We start from the raw sequence: 22,082 nt of genomic DNA, 5'->3' as shown, positions 1-22,082 counted from the left end.
AAGGCTAAATTTAGTCTATTTTCGCTTTGCCATCTTCTCATTCCTGCTTTCGTATAGATCAACGCGGTTCCCATGCTGATCGAAAATGAGCCATACATCTTCATCCCATCCAGAGATGAGAAATAAGCCCTCTCGTGTTATAAGAATCGTGTCTATAACGCGCTTTAGCGCCATATTGACTTTGCTTCTGGCGAAAAATCGCTTGCGTTCATCGAGGTCGTTTATCTCTCTGCGCAGCGCCTCTACGACCTCAATCTGATGCGCCTTTGATGGCTGCGATATGGTGGTGGCTAGTTGATGCTGTAAGTCCTGAAGGGTTTCTTGCAGTCCCTCAATTTCAGCTTCCAGTTTTACGATACGCGCTGAAACTGCCTTGCTCCCTTCCGCTAATGCATCGATTAGGTGCTCGATATTTTGCGCTTTGCCATCGATCTGCCGCGATAATTCGGCGATAGCTTCAGTTAGGGATTTGGTCTGAATTTCTTGGTTTGATTCCTCGTAAAGCAGTAGGGCTAGGTGATCCAAAATGCATGTCTCCACAGTCTTATAGTCGTGGAGGGTGTTGTTGGAGCACGTATGCTTTCTGCGAGCATTATTGCAGCGAAGTCGCTCATAGTGTTTCCGATTATATGTTACACGTTCACCATTCTTTTTGACATGCTGAATGCGGTTTGTGCCCTTATTCTCATACGCAGCATTCCCCCCGCATTCCGCGCATTTGACGATCCCAGTTAGCAAATTTGAAAGTCGCTTATATGCATGGCCGCCGGTGCTAGGCTTGGAGGCAAGGGTGGCTTGCACACGATTAAACTTCTCCGCGCTGATTGCTTGGGGAAAGTAGTCTGTCGCCAGCGTTTCCCCCTGCACCGTTACATATTCACCAAGAACCGCTCGCTTTGTTAGCAGTCTATGAACATAGGGAATGTGCCAACCCCCTTTGCCATCCTGTTTCCGCACTGCCCAAACTGGTTCACAGCGATCGTTTAGAATTTGAGCAATTTTGAATATGCCAACGCCGTCGATGTAAAGGTCATAAATCTCATTAAGGACCCTGGAGCGATATTCGTCTAAGACGTAAAATCCGCCCTTTTTGTTAATCCATGCCGGCGCTCTTATGGCAGTCGTGGCTTTATCGCCGTGCTTAATCTTGGCATGTCGGCCTTGCCAAGTGGACTTAGCTCGTTCGCTTTTTTTGAATGATTCTTCGTACGAGAGCTGCGCTTTGATTATGATGGAAAAAAGCTCCATCATGTCCGAATTTTGGCCATCAGCAGCGTATAGATAGTCGTCATGTGTCGTGGCGACCGATACGCCAACTTCGTTAAGCGCCCATATGAATTGAGCTGCTGCCTTTGCGCCTTGGCGGCTCAGTCGGTCGATATTCTCGACCACAAGCACCTTGCCTGAATGCAATCCTTCCCGCGCCTCAGCTTCGAACTTGTGTAGTCCTGATCCCTCTGCACGATTGTAGCCATGAAATGCACTCTTGCCCTTATCGACAATCTCATGTTCGAGCAGCCAACCCTTGCTGGCCACAAACTGCCTACCCCCGTTCAGCTGGCGTTCGAGTGACGAGCCCTTAGCTTGCTCCATGGAGCTAAAGCGAGCATACAGAACCGCAGATTTAATCATGAACGAGCCACCCATCACCTCTGTGCTAACCTCAGACGAAGTAGCATCATCCTTTGTGTGTACAACTGTTGCAATTAGCGACACGGTGAAGAAGGCACGCGCCTGGCTGGCGGCAGCCGGCAAGCCGCATGATTTCCATGATTACAAGAAGGCCGGGGTGCCCGCCGACGCGCTGGCGCGCTGGGTGGCGCGCTGGGGGTGGGACGTGGTGCTGAACCGCGCCGGCACGACGTTCAAGGCGTTGCCCGATGCCGACAAGGCCGGGCTGGATGCGGGCAAGGCCATCGCGCTGATGCTGGCCAACCCGTCGATGATCAAGCGGCCGATCGTGGAGGGCGGCGATGTGGCGCTGATCGGTTTCAAGCCGGACGTGTGGGCCGCGGAAGTGGGGGCCTGACATGGCGCGCTGGTTGGTGAAATCCGAACCATTCAAATACAGCTGGGACATGCTGGTGCGTGACGGCCAGACCATGTGGGATGGCGTGCGCAACAACCAGGCGGCGATCTATCTGCGCAGCATGAAGATCGGCGACGAGCTGTTCTTCTATCACAGCAACGAGGGCCTGTGCGTGGTGGGCATCGCCGAGGTGGTGGGCGAACATTTCATCGATCCCAGCGACCCCAAGGCGCGCTTTCCGGCGGTGATGGTCGGGCCGAAGCGGCTGCTGCCCAGGCCGGTGACGCTGGCGGCGATGAAGGCCGAACCGCGGCTGGCCGGCATGGCGATGTTCCGCCAGTTCCGGCTGAGCGTGGTGCCGATCACCGATGCGGAATGGGATGTAGTGATGGAAATGGCGGAAGGCTGACGCCGGTTTTGTGACCTCGCCAACAATTGAAGGATAATTGATGCGCCTGCCCCTGTTGATTGCCCTCACCCTGTCTGCGCCGGCGCTGGCAGAGACTCATGCGCTCAAGCCCACGCCGCAAACCGTGGCGTGGGGCCATTATGACGCCACCGACAAGCCAGTGCTGACCATCAAGTCGGGCGACACGGTGGTGATGCACACGTTGCTGACCAACAGCCCCGCCGGGCTGGAGCGCGCCGGGGTGGCGCCGGCCGATATCGAGCCGGCGCTGCGCGCGGTGTTCGATGGCGTGCCCGCGTCAGCCCGCGGGCCGGGTGGCCATATTCTCACGGGGCCGATTGCCATTGAAGGGGCCGAACCCGGCGACACGCTGGAAGTGCGGATCAGGAAGATCGATCTTGCCATCCCCTACAGCTACACATCCTTCCGCTATGGGGCCGGCTTTCTGACCGATGATTTCCCCTATGCCCGCACGAAGATCGTGCCGCTGGACCGGGACCGCATGGTCGGCAAATTCGGCCCCGGCATCGAGGTGAAGCTGGCGCCGTTCTTCGGCAGCATGGGCGTGGCGCCGCCCGCGACCTTCGGCCGGGTGGATTCCGCGCCGCCCGGCATCAACGGCGGCAACATGGACGACAAGTTGCTGGTCGCCGGCACAACCCTGTATCTGCCGGTCCATGTGCCGGGCGCGCTGTTCCAGGCCGGCGATGGCCATGCCGCGCAGGGCAATGGCGAAGTGACGATCACCGCGCTGGAAACCTCCTTGATCGGCACGTTTGAATTCATCCTGCACAAGAAGGTGGCCCAAGGGACTTCTGCGCCCTATCCGCGCGCCGAAACCCCCACCGCCTATATCGCCATGGGGTTTGACGATGATCTGAGCAACGCCACCCGCAAGGCGGTGCGCAACATGATCGATTTCCTGGTGAGCGCCAAAGCCATGAGCCGCGACGATGCCTATATGCTGATCAGCGTGGCCGGGGATTTGGAAATCACCGAACTGGTCGACCGCAACAAGGGCGTGCATGTCGTGCTGCCCAAGGCCCTGTTTTCAGCGCGTTAGAGCGTTTTCCGATCAAGCTGGGTCACCGGCACGGCGGCGGATTTGGTTCAGGGCAAGGAGCGAGGAGGGCGCGATGCTCTTTGCATCGTAACCGACGAGGGACGCCGCCCTGGGCCAAATCCGCCCCGCCCCGAAGGGGTCGCCCGATAGGGCGATGACGGTGATCCAACTTGGTCGGAAAACGCTCTAGGCGCGTCAGCCGCGTTCCGCCAGCGTGGCCAGATTGGCCTCATGCCCGGCGCGGCTGAGCCTGTAACGCGACACGGCGAAGATCATCAGGCCCCACACCAGCCAGATCGCCGGAACATAGGTGGCGCCCAGTTGCCACAGGCTGGATTCCGGAACCTGGCTTGGATTGGCGCCCTTGGGGAATTGCGCCAGGGTCAGCACGAAGCTGGCGGCCATGACGCCAAGGCCCTGCACCGCCTTGCGGATGAAGGTGTTGGCGGCAAAGAAAATGCCCTCGTTGCGCCGGCCGGTGCGCACTTCGGCCTGCTCGACCAGATCGGCCAGCATCGAGGCGGTGAGCGCCTGGAAACAGATGATCAGCCCGACATCGATCATGGTGACGAAAAACACGATCCAGAAGATCGCCGGATCGCCATTGGGCGGCAGCAGACCGAACAGGCGCAAAATGATCGGCAGTGGCAGCGCGAGCCCGGCCAGCAGCCCGATCACCACCGCGCCGCGCTGCTTGCCCAGCCGGCGGCTGACCAACGGCGACATGCCTCCGCCGATGGCGGCGGAAAGGAACACGCTCATGGTGATCAAACCGATCTGTTGGGACGTGAAACCCCAGAAATAGGCCGAGAAATAGAAGCTGAGCGAGGCCGAAATGCCGGTGGCGATGGCGCCGAAGATGGCCGCCATGAACAGCGCGGTGAAATCACGATTGGCGATCGTGTCGAAAATTTCGCGGAAGATCGCTTTCAGGCCGAGCGCGCGCTGCGCCTGGGGGCTGCGCAGATGCTTGATGTGGCTGTGCGTGCCCAGCGCGGATGCCATGATCGCCACGAAGATCAGCACCGAAGCGATCATGCCATAGAGTTGATAGGCGTCGCGGTTGAACTGGCCGTTGGGGATGGCCGATGTGGCAAAGGCCGGGAAGATCAGGGTGAAATTGGCCACCGTCATGATGCTGCCGATCACCCAGGCAAAGAACAGCCGCCAGCCGAACAGCGCGCTGCGCTCGTCATAGCTTTTCGCCAGCTCCGGGCCGAGCGCGGTGCTGGGAATCTCGTAAAGGCTGATGCTGATCCGGGTCAGGCTGGCCAGGCCGAGCAGATACCAGAACAGCGCCGTCTGCGACCAACCCGTCGGCGGGTCCCACACCAGGAAATAGATGCCGGCCGTGGGCAACGCCGATGCATAGAGGAAGGGGTGGCGGCGTCCCCAGCGCGAACGGAAATTGTCGGACCAATAGCCGATGACCGGATCGACGATCGCATCCATGACAAGCGCAAGGGTAATCGCCAACCCGACCAGCCGCGCATCCACGCCAATCACCTGGCTGTAGAACAGCAGCAGGAAATAGCTGAAGCCACCATCCTTGACGCCATAGGCGCCGGCGCCAAAGCCATAGGCCAATTTGGTGCGCAATGTTGGCGCGCCACCCGGCACATCTGCTGGCGTCATGTTTTTCACCCCAAGCCTGCCGCCATTTTGTGCGGACAGTTTCTTGAGAGGCAGTATCAGTGGCTTCGCAGCCCCTGTAAAGCGCGACAATATCGCCAGGATGCGAAGGCCTTGGCCGACCGAGCGGCGAAATCGAACACCGCCCGTTTGCTGCGCAGCGCTGGTCTCCTCGGCCGCACGGGCGGCCCCGGTCGCCTGGAATCGCCCGCTGGTTGAGAAGCCGGCCCGGCAAGCCTATTGACTGACGCCATGAGCACCACCTTCACGCTTGATACCAGCACGTCGCGCGCCCACCCGGTGCCGGAACCGGTGCGGCGCCTGACCGTGCCGGCGATCCAGAAGCGAAAAGGCGGTGAGCCGATCGTGATGCTGACGGCCTATACCGCGCGCATGGCGCAATTGCTCGATCCCCACTGTGATCTGCTGCTGGTCGGCGATTCGCTGGGGCAGGTGATTTATGGCCTCGACACCACGGTGAAGGTGACGCTGGACATGATGATCGCGCACGGCGCCGCCGTGGTGCGCGGCAGTTATCGCAGTGTGGTGGTGATCGATCTGCCGTTCGGCACCTATGAGGAAAGCCCGGAAGCCGCCTATCGCACCGCGGCGCGGGTATGCCATGAAACCGGCGCGGCGGCGGTGAAGCTGGAGGGCGGCGCGGTGATGGCGCCGACGATCAAGTTCCTGACCGATCGCGGCATTCCGGTGATGGCGCATGTCGGCCTGACGCCGCAGGCGGTCAACGCGCTGGGCGGCTATGGCGCGCGTGGGCGGGAACCGGCGGAACGGGCCAAGATCCTGAACGATGCAAAGGCCGTGGCCGAAGCCGGCTGTTTCGCCATGGTGGTGGAAGGCGTGGTGGAAGGCCTGGCCATCGACATCACCAAGGCCGTGAACTGCATCACCATCGGCATCGGGGCGGCGGTGCAGTGCGATGGCCAGGTGCTGGTGGTGGACGACATGCTGGGCATGTTCGATCGGGTGCCGCGCTTTGTGGAGCGGTTCGACGATCTGGCCACGCATATTTCGGCGGCGGCAACGGAATATGCCAGGCGGGTGCGCACGCGGGCCTTTCCGACCGAAGCCCAGTTGTATCGCTGAAGCCTTTACCTTTGCGGCGCTGTCGGGCATTCACCCGCCGGCAAGACTGGCCGTGGCAACAACCCTCGGCCTCAGAAACGATATGATCGGAGCCTGCCACCTTGGCCAACACGCCAACCAACCCTGACGCCGCCGACAACAGCTTCGTGCGCGAGGTCGATGAGGAATATCGCCGCGCGCAACTGGTCGGTCTTTGGAAGCGCTTTGGCTGGATCGGCATCACGCTGCTGGTGCTGGGCCTGGGCAGCCTGGCCGGCTGGCTGTACTGGCAGGATCGGCAGGACAAGGCGGCGGGCGCTGCCGGTGCGGCGCTGACCCGCGCCATCGAGCAGCTTGAAGTGGGCGAAGGGGCCCGCGCCCGCCCGGTGCTGGATGCGATGACCCGCGATGGCCCCGGCGCCTATGCCGGCCTGGCGCGCATGGTGCTGGCCAATGATGCGCTGGCCGGCGGCGACAAGGCCAAGGCGCGCGGCCTGTATGAGACGGTCGCCAATGATCCGGCCTTGCCGCAACCACTGCGCGATGCCGCATTGGTGAAGGCGGTGCGGACTGGTTTCGATTCCCTGCGCCCCGCCGATGTGGTGGCGAAACTGAAGCCGCTGGCGGTGCCCGGCAACGCCTGGTTCGGGGTGGCCGGTGAACTGGTGGCGGTGGCGCATATCCGCGCCGGGCACCCGGAAGCCGCCCGGCCGATCCTGATCGCGCTGGTGAAGGACGAGAAGGCCAGCCCGTCCCTGCGCACCCGCGCGGCGCAGTTGGCGATTGCCGCGGGTGTGGACATTGCCACGCTGGGCCTGCCCAGTGAAACGGACGATGGTGCGGCCGGCGGCCCGCCGGCAGGTCCGCAAGGCGGCGGCGCTCAGTGAGGATGAACGGGATGAAGCTGACGGATCCCGCCTTTGCGGTCGCGGCGGACGCGCCGGCCCGGCCTGCCTGGCGTTCGGCGCTGCTGCTGCTGGTCGTCTGCGTGGCGCTGGCCGGCTGCGGCGTCTTCAAGAAATCCGCCAAGCGCACGCCGACCATCGGCGAACGCATCCCGATTCTCAGCTTTGAAACCCGCGCCGAAGCCGAAACCGAATTGAAGGACACGGCGGTCGTCTTGCCGCCGCCCGAAACCAATGCCGAATGGGCACAGCCCGGCGGTTCGGCATCGAAGATCGGCGGGCATCTGGCGCTGGCCGCCAATCCCAGCCAGGCTTGGCAGGCCAAGATCGGCAAGGGCAGCAGCGCCACGGCGCGGTTGAACGCGGCCCCGGTGGTGGGTGGCGGCAAGGTGTTCACCATCGATATCGCGGGCGAAGTGCGCGCCTTTGACGCCGGCACCGGGCGCGTGGCGTGGCAGAACAGCGTGCGCCTGCCCAAGCGCAATAGCCGGCCGGCTTTCGGCGGCGGCGTCTCCTATGGGGATGGCCGGGTCTATGTCGCCACCGGCTATGGCGTGGCGGCAGCGATGGATGCCGCGACCGGCAAGATATTGTGGGAACGCGCGCTGGTGCAGCCCCTGCGCGGGGCCCCCAGCGTGGCGGGCACAAGGGTGTTTTTCCTGAGCCAGGACAATCAATTGCACGCGATCGACGGTGCCACCGGCGAACTCGGCTGGACCGTTGCCGGCACGGTGGAAGTCGCCTGCATCCTGGGCACCGGGTCGCCGGCGATCTCGCAGGATACGGTGGTTGTCGGCTTCTGTTCGGGCGAATTGAACGCGCTGCGCGCCGAAACCGGCCGCACGGTCTGGCAGGATCAACTGGCGCGCACCGGTCGATCGACGGCGATGGCGGCGCTGGCCGATATCGATGGTTCGCCGGTGATTGATCGCGGCCGGGTGTTTGCCATTGGCCATGGCGGCCGCATGGTCGCGCTGGAACTCGCCACCGGGCAACGCGCCTGGGAACGCAATTTTGCCGGCGAGTGGACGCCGTGGGCGGCAGGCGAATTCCTGTACATCGTCACGGTGGAAGGCGAAGTGCTGTGCGTGACCCGCGCCGAAGGCAAGGTGCGCTGGATCACCAAGCTGGACCAGTATCGCAAGCCCAAGAAGAAGCAGAACCCGATCCAGTGGGCCGGGCCGGTGCTGGCTGGCGAGCAACTGTGGCTCGCGGGGTCCAATCGCGAGCTTGTGGCGATCGACCCCTATGAAGGCAAGCGCCTGGCCACGATCCGCCTGAAGGCACCGGCCTATCTGCCGCCGGTGGTGGCGGGCGGCATGGCCTATGTGCTGACCGATGATGGCACGCTGACCGCCTATCGCTAATTCACGGTCGCGCTGGTAAGGCGCTCCGATGAATGTTGGCAATATCCTTGATCTTCCCGCCGATGCGCCGCGCGTGGCCATCGTCGGCCGACCGAATGTCGGCAAATCCACCCTGTTCAACCGGCTGGTCGGCCGGCGCCTGGCGCTGGTGGACGATCAGCCCGGCGTGACCCGCGACCGGCGCGAAGGCGCCGCCAGCCTGTTCGATCTGGACTTCGTGGCGGTGGACACCGCCGGCTTCGAGGATGGCAGCGAGGAAAGCCTGTCGGGCCGGATGCGTGCGCAGACCGAAGCCGCGGTGAGCCGGGCGACCGTGGCGCTGCTGGTCTATGATGCGCGTGCCGGGGTGACGCCGCTGGATGAACATTTCGCCGCCTGGCTGCGCCGGCGCGGCGTGCCGCTGGTGCTGGTGGCCAACAAGGCCGAAGGGCTGGCTGCCGAAGCCGGCTTCAATGAAGGCCATTCTTTGGGCTTTGGCGAACCGATCGGCATGTCGGCCGAACACGGCCTGGGGCTCGCCGATCTCTATGAAGCGCTGAAGCCGTTTCTGGAGGACGAGGAGGAGGTCGCCGCGGCAGAAGCGGCCGAAGCCGCCGGCGAGGAAGACCCCGATATCGCGCCCGACGACGACGGCGAAGAACCGGCGCCGGCACCCGAAGGCCCGCTGAAGCTGGCCATCGTCGGGCGGCCCAATGCTGGAAAATCGACGCTGATCAATCGCTTGCTGGGCGAACAGCGGCTGGTGACCGGGCCGGAAGCCGGCATCACCCGCGATTCGATCGCCATCGAATGGGAATGGCCGGATCGCGAAGGCCAATTGCGCGCCGTGCGCCTGATCGACACCGCCGGCCTGCGCAAGAAGGCCAAGGTGACCGACAAGCTCGAGCGGTTGGCGGCCACCGACACCGGGCTGGCCATCGATTTCGCCGAGGTGGTGGTGCTGCTGCTCGATGCCACGCTGGGGCTGGAGGCGCAGGATCTGCGCATTGCCGACAAGGTTCTGTCCGAAGGCCGCGCGTTGATCATCGTGCTCAACAAATGGGATGCCGCGCACGATCAGAGCAAATTGTTCCAGGGCGTGCGCAAGGCGCTGGATGATGGCCTGTCGCAGGTGAAGGGCGTGCCGCTGCTGACCTGTTCCGGCATGACCGGCAAGGGACTGGATATATTGATCGAAGTGGCCTTCACCACACGCACGCGCTGGTCACGCCGGGTGCCGACCTCGGCACTCAACCGCTGGTTCGAGGCCGCGACGGATCGCAACCCGCCGCCGGCACCGGGCGGCACGCGGGTGAAGCTGCGCTATGTCACGCAGGTGGCGACGCGCCCGCCGACCTTCGTGGTGTTCGGCAACCGTACCGATGCGCTGCCGTCCAGCTATCAACGTTATCTGACCAACAGCCTGTCGGGCGATCTGGACTTCGGCGGCCTGCCGATCCGGTTAAGCTTCCGCGGCGGGCGCAATCCGTTTCACAAGAAATAAGCGCGCCAAACGGAGCAGCTGAACGGTCTGCTTCGGCTGTCCACAGGATGGCGACGGGCTGGCGCCGCGTCATGGCGGGCTTGGATCGGCGATCGCATCCATACGGGCGATCGGCTGCTGGCTGCGCAGCGCAAACAATGCTTCTGTGCATTCGCAGGCGGCGAAACCTTGGTTTGTCGTCAGTGACACCTCCGTTTCGGCGCGTCGATATTCCTGCGCGGTTTATCGCATATTTAACATTTGTTCACTTGCTCAAAAGTGTTTCACCTTGATTTACAGTGATATTGTTGCTTTAATTGTGATCACGAAGGTTGCGTCGCAACAGGTTTTGGTCACGACTGCCTCGTCTGGTTCGGTACGCACTTTGCCGAGGGCAACATGATTCAAGTTTGTAACGCCAGTTCGACGCTTGCTGCGGCCACACAATCGCACAGTAAGCGCTTCGGGCAGCGGCCCGGATTTTTGGCCGCGGCAGTGATGCTGGCTGGCGCCGCGCTGGCGCCGGCGATGGCGCAACCTTATGATATCACGGCGAACAACCCCGGCGGCGCGGTGGCCGTGACCGATTTTGTCGGGCTTGCGATGAACAATCCGGCGGTAATCATCAACAACCTGCTGCAGCTTGCCAGCCATATCAATCCAAGCCTTGGCGGCGATCTGGACGGCTTGCTGGGGTTGCTGAGTTTCGAAAAGCGCGAAGCGGGCACGCTGACCCTTTCCGACATCGCCATCATGCTGCTGGTGCTGGGCGTGGGCAGCCTAGCCGGCTGGTTGTACGGGCAGGATCAGCAGGGCAAGGCGGCAGGTGCCGCAGGGGCCGCGCTGACCCGCGCCATCGAGCAGCTTGAAGTGGGCGAAGGGGCCCGCGCCCGCCCGGTGCTGGATGCGATGACCCGCGATGGCCCCGGCGCCTATGCCGGCCTGGCGCGCATGGTGCTGGCCAATGATGCGCTGGCCGGCGGCGACAAGGCCAAGGCGCGCGGCCTGTATGAGACGGTCGCCAATGATCCGGCCTTGCCGCAACCACTGCGCGATGCCGCATTGGTGAAGGCGGTGCGGACTGGTTTCGATTCCCTGCGCCCCGCCGATGTGGTGGCGAAACTGAAGCCGCTGGCGGTGCCCGGCAACGCCTGGTTCGGGGTGGCCGGTGAACTGGTGGCGGTGGCGCATATCCGCGCCGGGCACCCGGAAGCCGCCCGGCCGATCCTGATCGCGCTGGTGAAGGACGAGAAGGCCAGCCCGTCCCTGCGCACCCGCGCGGCGCAGTTGGCGATTGCCGCGGGTGTGGACGTGGCGACGGGCTCGCTGATCTGGATGAAGCGCTGAAGCCGTTCCTGGAGGATGAAATGGCGGTCGCCGCGGCGACCGCCGCCGGTGAGGACGGCTCAGGGGCCGTGCCTGCCCACCTTCGTGGCATCGGGCAATCGTGCCGACGCGTCGCCGTCGAGCTTTCAACAGCATCTGACCGGTGGCCCGTCGGGTGACCTGGACTTGGGCGGTCTGCCGATTCTGCGGAGCCTCCGCGGCGGGCGCAATCCGATTCACACGAAACAAGCGCGCCAAACGGGGGCATCTGGGCGATTGGCCTGCTTCGGCTGTCCACTTGATGGCGATGGGCTGGCGCCGCGTCATGGCGGCCCCTGATCGCCGATTGCATCCATTTTGGCGATCTGCCGCCGGCGGCGCTGCGCTGCAACGACGGGTGTCGAGCGTGGTCGCAGGCGGGAAAACCGCGTTTCGCAGCCAAGGAAACCTCCGTTTCGGCGCCCCGACCGCCCTTCGCAATTTATCCTAATTTTAACATCAGTTCATTGATTAAAAAACGCTTCACCCTGATTTGTCATGATATTTTCGCCTTGAAGATGCTCACGAAGGTTGCATCGATCCGCGTTTTGGGTAAAGACTGCCTCGTCTGGTTCGGTACGTAATTTGCCGGGGGTAATATGATTCAAGTCGCTAGCGCCAATTCCACCATCGTTGTGGCCACCGAATCGCGTGGCAAGCGCCTCGTGCGGCGGCTCGGGCTTTCGGCCGCAGCGGCGATGCTGGCGGGCACCGCGCTGGTTCCGGCGACGGCGCAGACCTATGACATCACGTTGAACAACGCCGGCGGCTTGGTGGCTGTCACCGATTTTGTCGGGGCGCCGTTGAACAACCCCTCGGCGATCTCCAACGGCCTTCTGCGGGTTACCAACAACGTCAATCTGAGCTTTGGTGGCGATCTGGACGACTCGCTGGGGTTGCTGAGCTTCGAAAAGCGCGGAACCGGCACGCTGACCCTTTCCGGCAACAACAGCTTTTCAGGGCTGATGGGCCTCCGGGTGTTTGGCGGCACGTTGGCGGCAGGTTCGACGAGCGCACTTTCGCCCAACAACTATCTGTTGATCACGCCCAGTTTGGGGGGGGCGACGGCGACGGTGGATCTCGCTGGTTTCAACAATGCGATCACCTATCTGCAGGGCAGCGCCGGTTCGGTGGTGACCAACACGGTCGGCACGGCAACACTGACGATCAACACCAGTGAGAGCCGGTTGTTCGATGGTGCCCTGCAGGGCAATGTCGCCATTCTCAAGCGCGGCACCGGCACCCAGTCCTTCGCGAACACTGATCCCGGCCTGGCGCCGACCAACACGACGGGCGCCATCACCCTGGAAGCCGGCGGCATTTCCGTTGGCTCCGACAATGTATTGGGCAGCGGTGTGTTGACGGTGACCGGCGCTGCAACACTGGCCAGCACCAATGGTGCCGGCGCGGTGTTTCTCGATAACAACATCGTGTTGGATGCGAATCTGGTCGTTTCGCCGAGCACAACGACGGCGCTGCGTCTCAACGGGGATATCAGCGGCGCAGGCAGCCTGACCAAGTCGAACACGGCCTCCACCTTGCGACTGGCCGGCAATAACAGTTACAATGGCGGCACAACCCTGCAAGGTGGCCGGGTGGAAGTCGGTTCCAACACGGCGCTCGGCAGCAACGCGGTGACGCTGGGCGGTGCCGTGCTCGCCTTGCTCGACCCCGCCGTGAGCGTGACGCTGGGCAATGATTTCGTGGCGGGTGCCGCGGCGCTGACGGCCGAGGCCGGCAATGCGGGCTCCATCTTCGGTCTTTCAGGTGAGATCGCCGGCACGCGGGCCGTGGTGTTGGCCGCTTCGGGCGGGGCTGGCACCGTGGCGTTGAGCGGGACCAACGGTTACACCGGGGCGACCCGCATCCAGGCCGGCGTGCTGGGCATCGGCAGTGCCGGCGCCGTGGCATCGACATCACAGATCCGCTTTGAAAACTCCGGCACCGGCATCAGCATTCTTGCACCGGGCCTGACGATCGATCGGCAAGTGACCGGCGCGACAGTGGTGGGCACCACCAGCGCCACGATCAATACCGGCGGTTTCGATGCCGTGTTTTCGGGCCGTTTGCATGATGCCAATACCGGTGCGGGCGAATTTCTCGGGTTGACCAAGGCCGGCACCGGCACATTGACGATTTCCAATGCTGCCGCTGCCTTCGGCACCAAGAACATCGTGAGCGGTGGTGTGGCCGTGAGTGCCGGCACGTTGAATCTGACCGGCCGGTTGGAAAATGACGTGACCGTGAACGGCGGATCGTTTGGCGGAACCGGCGTTGTTGCCGCCGGAACGACGACGGTCAATTCGGGTGGCACGCTCTCGCCGGGCGATGCGACCACGGGGGCCAATGCGATCGGCAGGCTGACCCTGAACAATCTGACCCTTGCTGGCGGCTCGTCGCTGCGCTTTGACCTGGGCGCGCCGAGCATCGACACCGTTACCCCGCCCAACGACTTTGTGGTGGTGAACGGCAACCTCAATCTGGGCGGCGTTCTGAATATCAACCCGCTGGCCGGCTTCACGGTCGGCACCTATCGGTTGTTCACCTATGCCGGCACCTTGTCCGGCGCGCTTGGCCTGGGCACGCTGCCGGGCGGGTTCAACTATAATATCTTTGCCGGCAGCGGCTTTGTCGATCTGAACGTTCTGGTTGCAGACTATTATTGGGACGGCGTCGGGCCGTTCGGTACCGGCAGTGTCGATGGCGGCACGGGCAACTGGACGCCAGCGGGCACCAACTGGACCGATGCGTCCGGCGTTTCCGTCGTGCCGTGGGGCAATGAGGTGAATGTCAGCCGCGCCTTTTTCCAGGGCACGGCCGGCACGGTCACGCTCACGGAATCCCGGATCTTCGAAGAACTCCACTTCCTGACCGATGGATATGTCATCAACCCGGAAGATTCGGGCGAGAACCTGTCTGGTCTGTCGACCACCATCAACGTGGCGGATGGTCTGACGGCGACGGTCAACGTGGCCATTGATGGCGCCGATGGCCTGACCAAGATTGGTGGCGGCACGCTGAATTTCGGCAACGCCAACAGCTATGTGGGCGGCACCTCCCTCAATGCCGGCCGCATCAACATCAACAACAATGATGGTCTGGGCGCTGATGGCCTGGTCATGGCGGCCGGCACCACATTGGGATCGTATGTCGGCCAGGTCACGCTGGCCAACAACATCACCATCGCCGGCGGGGTGACCTTCGATTCGGATAATTTCCTGCGTCTGAACGGCATCGTCGACGGGTCGGGTGGCTTCGCCAAGACGGGTGCCGGCGAACTGGTCCTGGCCGGCGCCAACACGTTCACCGGCGACGTCAACGTCAATGCCGGTGCGATCAGCCTGCTGAACAGTGCTGCGCTGGGCAATGCGGCCAACGTGCTGAACCTGGCCAATGGCATCAATCTGGTTGTCGGCGCCGATATCGCCAACAACATCACCACCAACACGGCAAACGGCATCGCCAATGATGGCAATGCGCGCACGCTCGGTGGCATCATTTCCGGCAGCGCGCTCATCACCTTCTCCGGCGCGGGCAACACCACGCTGAACGGCGCCAACAGCTTCAACGGCGGCAGCAACATCACGGCAGGCACGGTCACGCTGGGCACCAATACGGCGCTGGGCAGCAACACGGTGACGATGGCGAACGGCACCACTCTGGCTGCTGGTGCGAACCTGACGCTGGCCAACGTCATCACCCTCAATGGCGGCGTCACGTTCGCCGCCAACCAGTTCAGTACGCAGTTCGATGGCGCAATCGGCGGCACCGGCGGCCTGACCGTGACCAACGTGGGCGGAGCGCCGTTCAACGGCGTTGCCATCCTGGCCAATGCCGGCAATGATTTCGCCGGCGGGTTGACCATTGGGCAAAACGCGACCGTTTCCGTCGCCACCAACGGCGCGCTGGGCGCGCTGGCCAATTCGGTGACCATCAACGAGGGCCTGCTGTCGGCCACAGGAACCTTCACCACGGCACGCGGCATCACGCTGGGCGGCACGTTCGGCCAGATCGACGTGGCCGGCGGGCAGAGCGTGACGACCGACGGCGCGATCGGCGGCAGCCAGCTGCGCAAGGGCGGCGCTGGTTCGCTGACGCTGGCCAATGCCGCCAGCAACTATAATGGCGGCACGCAGGTTCTTGGCGGCTCGCTGGTTCTGGGTGGGCCCAATGTGCTGGGCGCTGGCGTGGTGCAGATGTTTGGCGCCACCTCGCTGGAAGCGGCTGCTGACTCGAACATCAACAACAACATCACCCTTGAGGCCGGCTCGACGGCGACGATTTCGTCGCGTGGCAATGTCTTCCAGTTGGACGCTGCGATCGGCGAGGCTGCGGCAGGTCTGGGCTTCACCAAGACCGGCAGCGGCACCCTGGTGCTGAATGGTGTCAACACCTACACCGGCCCGACGGCGATCAATGACGGCACGGTGGTGGTGGGCAACGGTTCGGCGCTGGGCACCGGGGCCGCCAATTTCGCCGCGAACACGACGCTGCGCTCGGGCGCGGCCGTCGCGCTGGGCAATCTGATTTCGGTGGCCGGCGGGGTGACGATCGATTCGGTCGGCGCCAATGGGCTTTCGCTGACCAACACGATCAGCGGTTCGGGCGGTGTCACCAAGACCGGCAACGGGCAATTGGCGCTGAGCGGCAACAACGACTTCACCGGCGGGTTCTTCCAGAACGCCGGCTTCATCGTGGTGGGCAGCAACACGGCCTTTGGCGCCGTGGCCAATCTGGTGACGATTGACGCCGCCGCGGAAGGTTTCAATCTCGCCAATGGCGTGGATGTCGGCAACGCCTTCTCGTTGGGCGGCACGACGCGCGTTGATGTCGGCGCTGTCGATGTTGCGACGCTGAGCGGCAACATTGGTGGCGTGACCGGGTCGATCAACAAGACCGGCACCGGCAGGCTGATCCTGTCTGGCAACAACAGCTATGAGGGCGGTACCAACGTCGCTGGCACCCTGGACTTGAATGGCAGCACGTCTGCGGGCACCGGCGCGATCACGTTGAACGGCGCCACGCTGTCGGCGGGGGCCAACCTCACGTTGACCAATGCGATCGTCCTGTCCGGCGGCGGCACGATCGACACCAACAACAACATTGTTCAGTTCGATGGCCTTGTGTCGGGCACCGGCGGTCTTTCGGTGACGACCACGGCCGGCGCGCCGTTCGGGGCGCCGCTGACGTTGCGCAATGCCAGCAACAGCTTTGAAGGCGGCCTGACCATCAGCACCAATGCGTTTGTCTCGGTCGCCACCGATGGCGCGCTGGGCGCAGCAGCGGGCGGCGTGACCATCAACGGCGGCCTTCTGGAAGCGACCGGCACCTTCACCAGCGGTCGTGCCATCACGTTGGCTGGCCCCTCCGGTCAGATCAATGTGACCGGTGCCGAAACGCTGACCCTCAATGGCCAGATCACCGGCAGCCGGTTGGTCAAGGGCGACACCGGCACGCTGGTGATCGGCAATTTCAACAACAACTACAGCGGCGGCACGTTGATCACCGGCGGCGGCACGCTGGCAGTCGCCGACAGCAATGTGCTGGGCAACAACCAGGTCGTTCTGCAATCGGGCACGCTGGCGTCGGTGGGTGCCGGTGTCATCCGGCAAGCCAATTCGCTGGAGATCGCGGCTGCCGGCAACTTCATCACGATCGCGGATGCCGCCAACACGTTGGAATGGAATGGCGCCGTCAGCGGGGTGGACAATTTCACCAAGACCGGCGCGGGAACCCTGCGCCTGAACGTCACCAACAGCTATAGCGGCACCATCCAGTTGGTGGGCGGTGAGATCGATCTCGAAGGCAGCATCGTTGGCGGTATCAACGCTGCCACCGGCACGCGTGTGACCGGTGCGGGCACCTCCGCAGGCGCAACGGTGATCGCCGACGGCGGCACGCTCAGCCCCGGCAACAGCCCCGGCACGGTGACGTTCGGCAGCCTGCTGCTGAACAACGCCACGGATCTCGTCTGGGATCTGGATGTGATCAACACCGTTGGCATGACCAACGATCTGGCGATCGTGACCACGGATCTGACGCTTGACGGACGGTTGCAGGTTCAGGCTGGCGCAAACTTCAACATCGGCGTCGGCAGCTACCGCCTGTTCCAGTATGGCAATCTGCTGGCGGATAACGGCGTCACCTTGACCAATGGTGCCCTGCCGCTGCCGGCCGGGTATAATCTGCTCACCCCGCCAGCGGGTGTGACCTATGGCGTGACCACCAGCACTGGCGTGGGCGTGGGCCCGGGCAACGTGCTGTTCAACGTCGCCTATAACGGCACCTATTTCTTTGATGGCAACGGCACGCCGATCGATGGCATCATCCAGGGCGGCCCGGGCACGTGGAACGGTGCGCTCCCCAACTTCACCAACAGCGATGGCCTGTTCAACCTGGCCTATGCCAACAGTTTCACCCAGGTGGTGCAATTCGGCGCCGGCGCCGGCGGCACGACCCCGGGCGGCGCGGTAAACGTGGAAGGCACGCGCCAGTTCGGCACGATCAACTTCACCGACACCGGCTATGTGCTGGGCGGCGCGGGCGATCTGGCAATCGACGGCAATGCGAACCTCAACGTCACGGCGGGCACGGCCCGCATCAACAACGCCATCAGCGGCACCAGCAGCCTGACCAAGGGCGGCAACGGTGAACTGGTGCTCGGTTCGGCCAATACCTATGTCGGCAACACCAACGTCAATGCCGGCGCGCTGGCCCTGGCCGTCAATGGCGCCACCGGCACCGGCACGGTCAATCTGGCCAACACCACCACGCTGCGCAGCCTGAACGCCATGAACAATGGCACGGATATCGCCCACACCAACGCCGTGAACATCACCGGCTCCGCCACGTTCGACGTGAACAGCGCCGTGTTCAGCCAGGATGCGCTGATTTCAGGCGGCAATCTGGTGAAGACCGGCGCCGGCCAATTGCAGCTGACCTTCAACAACACCTATGACAACACCGACGTCCAGACCGGCAGTTTCCGTGCGACGCAGAACGCTTCACTTGGCAATGGCATTGTCACGATGGCGGGTGGCACCACCGGCACTTGGAGCGGCGGCCAGACGGTTGGCAACGCGTTTGTGTTGACATTGGGCGTGGTTCAGCTTGGCGTGGAAGCCGGCTCGACGACCTTGACCAACACGGTTGATGGCGGTGCAACGCTTGAGAAGATTGGCGCGGGCCGCCTGGTGCTGGCCAACGTGGCCAACGGCTTTGGCGGCGGCACCAACATCACGGCTGGCACGCTTGCCGTGGCCGCCGAAGGGTCGCTGGGTGGCGGCAATATCCGCTTCTCCGGCATGGGCGGCACGCTGGAAACGTTGAGCAGCTTCACGACCGCCAAGACGGTCACGCTGGATGCCGCGGGCACCATCAACACCAATGGCTTTACCAACCAATTTGACGGCGCGGTTTCGGGCGCCAGCAGCCTGACCAAGACCGGCAGCGGCCGCCTGATCCTGACCGGCAGCAACACGGGCTTCACGGGGGACACCAACCTCAATGTCGGCTCGCTGCAGATCAGCAATGGCAACGCCATTGGCAACGCCGGCCGCTTGACCACGCAAGGCGGCACGACCTTCGTCGCCGGCCTGGCGCCGGGTGCCAACACGATCGCGCTGAGCAACAACATCACGCTGGCTGGCGGCCAGACCACGATCGATCTGGTCGGCAATCTGCTGATCATCAATCCGGTGACCGGTGCGGTCAGCACCAACGGCACCAATCTGGTGCTCGACGGCACGATCACCGGCGCGGGTGGCTTCACCACCAGCAGCGCGACCGCGGGCCGGATCGTCATCAACGGCAACAATGACTTCACCGGCAATGTGAACCTGAACAGCGCCGTCGTCGTGGTTGGCAATGACAACGCGCTTGGCATCAACAACACGGTCAACATCAATCAGGCCGCCGGCATCCGCAACAACACGGGCGGCACAACGCGCACGATCGGCAGCATTATCGCGGTCAACGATCCCAATGCCACCATCGGCGGCAACGGCAACCTCGTGCTGAACGGTGTCGTGTCGGGTGCGGACACCAATGTGTTCAACAAGGTCGGCCTGGGCACGGTGACACTGGCCAATGCGGCCAACAGCATCGCGGCGCAGATCGAAGTCGCGCAGGGCGAACTGGCCGTGACCGGGACGCTGACGAACGCCAACCAGCTGACCAACGTGCGGGCCGGTGCGACCCTGTCGGGCACGGGCACCATCAATGGCATCGTCGAAGTGGTGAACTCCGGCGTGCTCTCGGCCGGTATCGGTGGCGACGGCCAGGTTGGCCGCTTGACCATCGGCACGCTGTTACTCAACGAGCAGTCGTCGCTGGTCTTCGATCTGGGTGATGGCTACGTCAGTGGCGGCCCGCTCAACGACCAGATCGTGACGACGAACCTGCGGCTTGGTGGCCGCCTCACGGTGCGCGAATCGCAAGCTGTGGGCGCCAGCTTTGGCCTGGGTGTTTACAACCTGATCACCTATCAGGGCACCCTGATGACGGGTTCGAACAATGTGTTCGTCCAAAGCCTGCCGGGTGCCTTCACCGGCACCGTGCAGACGCTGGTTCCCGGCCAGGTCAATCTTATCGTCACCAATCCGGGCACGTTTGTCCAATATTGGGATGGCGGCGATGGCGTCGGTAACGGCGTGATCAGCGGCAACAACGGCACCTGGTCGGCCTTGGGCACCAACTGGACGGGCCAGCTCGACAATGATCCGTTGACGCCGGAAGCGCAGTTGAACACCAATTGGATCAACGGCAGCGTTGCGGTGTTCACCGGCACGGCGGGCACCGTCACGCTGGCGCAGACGTTCAATGCGCAGGGCCTGCAGTTCACCACCAACGGCTACACGCTGACCGGCGGCCTGCTGGACAACCAGAGCACGGGCGTTGGCACCGGCATGTTCGTGTCGACCGACGCATCGGTGACGGCAACGATCAACAGCCAGGTCCAGGGCGACGGCCTGCTGCGCAAACAGGGTCAGGGCACGCTGGCGCTGGGCGGCAACAACATCAACTTCTCCGGCGGCACCATCGTGGAGAACGGCACGTTGCAGCTCAATGTGGCGCGGGGCGCAGGCACCGGCGCGATCACGTTGAACGGCAACACCACGCTGGCCAACGGCGGCGGGACGCTGTCGGTGGCCAATGCGGTGATCACGCAAGCGGCAGGTACGGTTGACAGCGGCGCGGGCAGCTTCACCCTGACCGGCGTCGTGTCGGGCAACGGGTCGATCGCCAAGACGGGCACGGGCAACCTGACCCTGTCGGGCAGCAACCTGTACATCGGCGGCACCAGCCTGACGGCTGGTTCGCTGACAGTGACCAACAACAACTCGATCGGCACCGGGGCGTTGACGACCTCGGCGAACACGACGCTGTTTGCCGGCCTGACGCCGGGTGGCGCTTCGGTCATCACGCTGAACAACGCGGTGGTGCTGAACGGCGCCACGACCCTGAACCTGCAGGGTATTGATGCCGATATCACACCGCAGGGCGTGCTGAGCCTAGATGGCACGACGTTGACGCTGACCAACAGCGTGAGTGGCAGCGGCTCCTTGCTGGTGACCGGCTTTGGCCGTCTCAACCTCAATGGCAACAACAGCAATTTCACCGGTGGCACGACGCTGAACTTCGCCGCGGTCTATGCCGGCACGGACTCTGCCTTTGGCACGGGTGCGATCACGTTGAACAACGGCGCGATCGCCAACGACAGCGGTGCTCTGCGCAGCTTGTCCAACAACATCGTACTGGCGGCTGGTGGCACCATCCTGGGGCCGAATGACCTCATGCTGAGCGGCATCATCTCGGGCGCTGGCGAACTCACCAAGCGCACGACGTCCACGCTGACGCTCTCCGGAAACAACAGCTACGAGGGCGGCACGCAACTGGCCGGCGGTACAATCGAGGTCCGCTCGAGCACGGCGCTCGGCGCAAACATCAGCACCTTGTTTGTGGAAAGCATCGGCCAGACCACGACCCTGCGCGCCGGTGCAGCAGACCTCAGCCTGGGCAATGGTGTCTTCCTGCAGACGGCCAGCAACTTGATTGTCGATACCCAGGCGCTCACATTTGGCCTGGCTGGCGCAATCAATGGCGCTGGCGGCATCACCAAGGTGAACAGCGGCAACCTGATCCTGTCGGGTGCGAATGACTATCAGGGCGGTACGGCCCTGACGGCTGGCACCATCACGGTTCGCGACAGCAACACGGCGCTTGGTCAGGCCAGCAGCCGCTTGACGGCGACGGGCGGCACCAGCCTGGTGGCGGGCACGTCGGGTCTCAACCTAGCCAATGTGGCGACGTTGCTGACCGGCAATCTGACGGTGGACAGCGGCACGGGCACGTTCGAGCTTTCGGGCGTGATTGACGGCGCTGGCGGCATCACCAAGGTGAACAGCGGCAACCTGATCCTGTCGGGCGCGAATGATTACCAGGGTGGCACTGGCCTGACCGATGGCACCATCACGGTTCGCGACAGCAACACGGCGCTTGGCCGGGCCTCCAGCCGCTTGACGGCGACCGGCGGCACCAGCCTGGTGGCCGGCACGTCGGGTCTCAACCTGGCCAATGTGGCGACGCTGCTGACCGGCAATCTGACGGTTGATCCGGGCGCAAGCGCGTCGACGTTGCAGCTTTCGGGCGTGATTGACGGCGTTGGCGGCATCACCAAGGTGAACAGCGGCAACCTGATCCTGTCGGGCGCGAATGATTACCAGGGTGGCACTGGCCTGACCGATGGCACCATCACGGTTCGCGACA

The 22,082-nt window shown here is 63.4% G+C and carries 11 protein-coding genes; 9 read left to right on the top strand and 2 right to left on the bottom strand.

Annotation, left to right across the window (positions count from 1 at the left end):
• Positions 1-15: 15 nt before the first annotated feature.
• Positions 16-1,755, bottom strand: coding sequence for a recombinase family protein (locus ABWP22_RS10965; RefSeq protein ID WP_353200016.1), 1,740 nt, complete (start codon positions 1,753-1,755; stop codon positions 16-18).
• Here ABWP22_RS10965 and ABWP22_RS10960 point away from each other — a divergent pair.
• From ABWP22_RS10960 to ABWP22_RS10950, 3 genes are read left to right on the top strand one after another with little or no spacing between them, the layout of a single operon-like run.
• Complete coding sequence (locus ABWP22_RS10960) at positions 1,718-2,029, top strand: ArsC/Spx/MgsR family protein (protein WP_353200015.1); 312 nt, start codon at positions 1,718-1,720, stop codon at positions 2,027-2,029. The genes ABWP22_RS10965 and ABWP22_RS10960 overlap by 38 nt on opposite strands.
• A gap of 1 nt (position 2,030) precedes the next feature.
• A complete protein-coding gene (locus tag ABWP22_RS10955) occupies positions 2,031-2,438 on the top strand; it encodes an EVE domain-containing protein (protein ID WP_353200014.1) in 408 nt (135 codons plus the stop codon).
• Between the two features lie 40 nt (positions 2,439-2,478).
• Positions 2,479-3,501: an acetamidase/formamidase family protein gene (locus ABWP22_RS10950; RefSeq protein WP_353200013.1), complete on the top strand. Its 1,023-nt coding sequence runs from the start codon at positions 2,479-2,481 to the stop codon at positions 3,499-3,501.
• A 195-nt stretch (positions 3,502-3,696) separates the two neighbouring features.
• Here ABWP22_RS10950 and ABWP22_RS10945 read toward each other — a convergent pair whose 3' ends face one another.
• Positions 3,697-5,136 carry an MFS transporter gene (locus tag ABWP22_RS10945; protein ID WP_353200012.1) on the bottom strand — a complete coding sequence of 480 codons (1,440 nt, stop codon included), beginning with the start codon at positions 5,134-5,136 and terminating at the stop codon, positions 3,697-3,699.
• Positions 5,137-5,385: 249 nt separating this feature from the next.
• Between ABWP22_RS10945 and panB the strand changes: the two genes are divergently transcribed.
• The 6 genes from panB to ABWP22_RS10915 all read left to right on the top strand — a co-directional run.
• Positions 5,386-6,237 carry a 3-methyl-2-oxobutanoate hydroxymethyltransferase gene (gene panB, locus ABWP22_RS10940; RefSeq protein ID WP_353200011.1) on the top strand — a complete coding sequence of 284 codons (852 nt, stop codon included), beginning with the start codon at positions 5,386-5,388 and terminating at the stop codon, positions 6,235-6,237.
• A gap of 101 nt (positions 6,238-6,338) precedes the next feature.
• On the top strand, positions 6,339-7,103 hold the full coding sequence (locus ABWP22_RS10935; protein ID WP_353200010.1) for a tetratricopeptide repeat protein: 765 nt from the start codon (positions 6,339-6,341) through the stop codon (positions 7,101-7,103).
• A gap of 11 nt (positions 7,104-7,114) precedes the next feature.
• Complete coding sequence (locus ABWP22_RS10930) at positions 7,115-8,488, top strand: PQQ-like beta-propeller repeat protein (protein ID WP_353200009.1); 1,374 nt, start codon at positions 7,115-7,117, stop codon at positions 8,486-8,488.
• A gap of 28 nt (positions 8,489-8,516) precedes the next feature.
• Complete coding sequence (gene der, locus ABWP22_RS10925) at positions 8,517-9,971, top strand: ribosome biogenesis GTPase Der (RefSeq protein WP_353200008.1); 1,455 nt, start codon at positions 8,517-8,519, stop codon at positions 9,969-9,971.
• A 477-nt stretch (positions 9,972-10,448) separates the two neighbouring features.
• Positions 10,449-11,297 carry a tetratricopeptide repeat protein gene (locus tag ABWP22_RS10920; RefSeq protein ID WP_353200007.1) on the top strand — a complete coding sequence of 283 codons (849 nt, stop codon included), beginning with the start codon at positions 10,449-10,451 and terminating at the stop codon, positions 11,295-11,297.
• Positions 11,298-11,914: 617 nt separating this feature from the next.
• The coding region (locus ABWP22_RS10915) for a beta strand repeat-containing protein (RefSeq protein WP_353200006.1) at positions 11,915-22,082 on the top strand (10,168 nt) is incomplete at its 3' end.

Origin of the sequence: Sandarakinorhabdus sp. (assembly GCF_040398665.1) — a bacterium.
In the GTDB taxonomy this organism is placed as follows: domain Bacteria; phylum Pseudomonadota; class Alphaproteobacteria; order Sphingomonadales; family Sphingomonadaceae; genus Sandarakinorhabdus.
This window is presented reverse-complemented; position numbering and strand designations above follow the sequence as displayed.

Bases quoted from the DNA above. Each gene is read 5' to 3' on its own strand.
- ABWP22_RS10955 (WP_353200014.1), top strand. From the start codon at position 2,031: ATGGCGCGCTGGTTGGTGAAATCCGAACCATTCAAATACAGCTGGGAC.
- ABWP22_RS10950 (WP_353200013.1), top strand. From the start codon at position 2,479: ATGCGCCTGCCCCTGTTGATTGCCCTCACCCTGTCTGCGCCGGCGCTG.
- ABWP22_RS10945 (WP_353200012.1), bottom strand. From the start codon at position 5,136: ATGACGCCAGCAGATGTGCCGGGTGGCGCGCCAACATTGCGCACCAAA.
- panB (WP_353200011.1), top strand. From the start codon at position 5,386: ATGAGCACCACCTTCACGCTTGATACCAGCACGTCGCGCGCCCACCCG.
- ABWP22_RS10930 (WP_353200009.1), top strand. From the start codon at position 7,115: ATGAAGCTGACGGATCCCGCCTTTGCGGTCGCGGCGGACGCGCCGGCC.
- der (WP_353200008.1), top strand. From the start codon at position 8,517: ATGAATGTTGGCAATATCCTTGATCTTCCCGCCGATGCGCCGCGCGTG.
- ABWP22_RS10920 (WP_353200007.1), top strand. From the start codon at position 10,449: ATGCTGGCTGGCGCCGCGCTGGCGCCGGCGATGGCGCAACCTTATGAT.